Origin of the sequence: Streptomyces poriferorum (genome assembly GCF_019399235.1) — a bacterium.
GTDB classification, from domain to species: Bacteria; Actinomycetota; Actinomycetes; order Streptomycetales; family Streptomycetaceae; genus Streptomyces; species Streptomyces poriferorum.
On sequence record NZ_JAELVH010000485.1, the window covers coordinates 1 to 3,003 of the forward strand.

The 3,003-nt window shown below is 70.9% G+C and carries 2 protein-coding genes; both read right to left on the reverse strand.

What is annotated here, in order from left to right; genetic code table 11:
* Positions 1-31 precede the first annotated feature (31 nt).
* Entirely contained in the window at positions 32-2,137 is a 2,106-nt protein-coding gene (locus JGS39_RS38765; protein ID WP_219574465.1) for a flotillin family protein, read from the reverse strand.
* 125 nt (positions 2,138-2,262) lie between these two features.
* Positions 2,263-2,925 carry a hypothetical protein gene (locus JGS39_RS38770; RefSeq protein ID WP_219574466.1) on the reverse strand — a complete coding sequence of 221 codons (663 nt, stop codon included), beginning with the start codon at positions 2,923-2,925 and terminating at the stop codon, positions 2,263-2,265.
* Between the last annotated feature and the right edge of the window lie 78 nt (positions 2,926-3,003).

Below are 3,003 nucleotides of genomic sequence, written 5' to 3' on the forward strand. Positions count from 1 at the left end.
CGGCGATTGAGGACAACGGGCATCGGACCGCCTACGCCACCGGCGTGCCGTTCCGGGACGGGGCCGGGGCCGGGACCGAGGTGACCGGGACGTCTGCCAGGCCCAGGGACCGCGCGTGGTCCAGGAGCTGGCGGACCTGGTCCGCCCCCGCACCCGCCCCCGGCGCAGCCATCATCCGCATCAGCAGCGCCGACACCGTCAGGTTCTGTACGTCACCCGACGACACCGACCCCAGCACCCGCGTCACGTCGTCCGTGAACGACGACGTGCCGTTCAGCCACGCACCTCCCAGCGCCTTCGCCGTGTCGGAGTTCTCGACGAACCCGTCGAGGCTCTTGCCCATGGAGATGGACGAGACCAGCCGGTCGAAGAAGACCGACTCCCCGCCGACGATGTCGATGTCGGCGTTCTCCAGACCCGTGGCCAGCACCGTCGCCTGCGCCTCGGCGACCTGGCGCTGGACATCCAGCCCCGCGAGCCTGATCTCCTTCTCCGCGGCCAGCCGCAGCCGGTACTCCTCGTGCCCGCGCGACGCGTCGTCCAGTGCCGCCATCGCGGCCGCCTTGTCCGTGAGCCCCGCCGCCTCGGCCTTCAGCTTCTCGCCGATCATCGCCGCGTCGGCCGTCGCCTGGGCCTGGGTGCCCTCGGCCGCCGCGAGCGCCTTGAGCCGGGAGCCCTCCGCCTCGGCCCTGAGCCGGGCGGACGTCGCCTCGGCCTCGGCCAGGCCGGTCTTCTCGATGACCTCGGCCGCCGCGTCCCGTACCTGCACGTCCGCGAGTCCGGGCGCCGCCGACTCCGCCTGGACCCCCTCGGCCAGCCGCAGCTTGGCCCGGGCGTCCAGGTCCGCGGTCTTCAGCCGGGCCTCCGCGAGCGTCAGCTGCTCGGCGGCCCGGTGCGTCGCCGCGGCCTCGGCCGCCTCCGCCGCCTTGATGTCCTTGACCAGCTGCTCCTGCGCCTCCGCCTCCGCGGCGATGATCACGGACTTGCGGGTGCGCTCGGACTCCTCGACGGACCGCAGGGTCTTGATGGACTCCTCCTGCTCGGCGACCGTACGGTCCACGGCGATGCGTTCGCGGATCACGTCGGCGACCTCGCGGCGCTCCGCCTCGACCTCCTTCGTCGCGGCGATGCGGTTGAGTTCGGTCTGCCGCTCGCGCCCGATGACCTCGATCATGCGGTCCTTCTCGATGCGCTCGTTCTCCACGGCGATGACCCGCTCGCGGTTCTTCTGCGCGACGGCGATCTCCCGGGCCTGGTTCTCCCGCTGGATGCCGAGCTGCTCCTCGGTCCTGATGAACGCGGCCTGGGCGCCCAGGCGTTCCTCCTCCTGGACCCGTGCGGTGACCGCCTCCTCGCGGGCGCGCAGCGTCTCCACCTCGCGGCGCTGCTTGATCTCGGCCTCGGCCTGCCGGCGCTCCAGCTCCAGGATGGTCTCCCGGGCGTCGACGTCCTGCCGGGTGATCTCCTTCTGCTCGGTGCGCTGGAACTCGTTGGTCCGTACGTGCTCGATCGCCGTCAGCTCGGTGATCTTCCGAATGCCCTGCGCGTCGAGGATGTTGGCGCCGTCCAGCTGCACCATCGGGGTCTGCTCGAGGAAGTCGATCGCCGCGTCGTCGAGGTGGTAGCCGTTGAGGTCGGTGCCGATGACCCGGATGATCCGGTCCCGGAACTCCTCGCGCTTGGTGTAGAGGTCGACGAAGTCCAGCTGCTTGCCGACGGTCTTGAGCGCCTCGGAGAACTTCGCGGCGAAGAACTCCTGGATCGCCACCTTGTCGCTGGCCCGTTCCGTGCCGATGGCCTGGGCCACCTTGATGACGTCCTCGACGGTCTTGTTGACCCGGACGAAGAACGTGATGTGGATGTCCGCGCGGATGTTGTCCTGGCAGATCAGGCCCTCGCGGCCGGTGCGGCGGATCTCGATGGTCTTCACCGAGATGTCCATGGACTCGGCCTTGTGGAGCACCGGCAGGACGACGGCGCCGGTGAAGGTCACGTCGACCTTCTTGGTCTTGGAGATGATCAGGGCCTTGCCCTGCTCCACCTTGCGGAAGAGCCGGGTGACGACCAGGAGCAGGGCGATCGCGATGAGCAGGACCACGGCGATGAGCAGGCCGAGGCCCAAGGAGATGGCTTCCATGACAGTCCTTGGCGGCTGGTGGTGCGGACAGGAGAAGTAAGGAGAGGCGTGCGGGCCGCGCGCTGTTCCGGGCAGCACGGAGCGGCTCGGGGCGTGGCGGGGCGTGGCCGGGACGTATGCCCGGATCAGGCGGTGCGGCGGGGCGGCGTGCGGCGGTTCGTACGCGGCAGAGGCGGCGGCGGTCCCGGGTCGAGCGCACGGTCGTAGGGGGAGACCCAGAAGAACTCGCCCGCCTCGTCGTACGCGTACAGCAGTCCCGGACTCCCGGCCGACAGCGCGTCGTCGGCCGGCGCCAGTTGGCGTACCTGCACGATCGCCGTGGATCCGTCGGCCGCGGCGACCTCCGCCTGACCGAAGTCCGTGCCGACCGACCCGGTACGGATCGTGCAGACCCGGCCCAGGAAGTCCTGGCGCGATGGAGGAGGCTGGTCCGCGAAGAAGCGGCGGAAGTGGTGCACCAGCAGCCGGACCACGGCCCAGGCGATCAGCAGCGCGCCGACGAGGACGCCGAAGGCGAGCGCGGCCCGGAGGGTTCCGGTGGTGTGGCCGCGGTGGAGCAGGACCGAACCGGTCAGCGCGGAGAACCAGCCGACGGCCACCATCACGGAGACCGAGACGGTGACGGGCACGCCGCCGATCCCGGCGAGACCGGTGTCGAGGTCCGCGTCGAAGGAGTGGTGGTCGGCCGCACCGGCCAGGACGAGCAGCCAGAACGCGATGACGACGACCAGGGCCGCGGAGAAGAGCACGGCCGGGAAGGACTGTGCCGCGGTCAGAAACTCCTGCATCGGTCCACCCCCTGCCCGCTGTTCCGGCGGTTGTGCCGGTGCGTGTCGCGGGGTCCGGTGGTGACCTCGGAGCCGCGG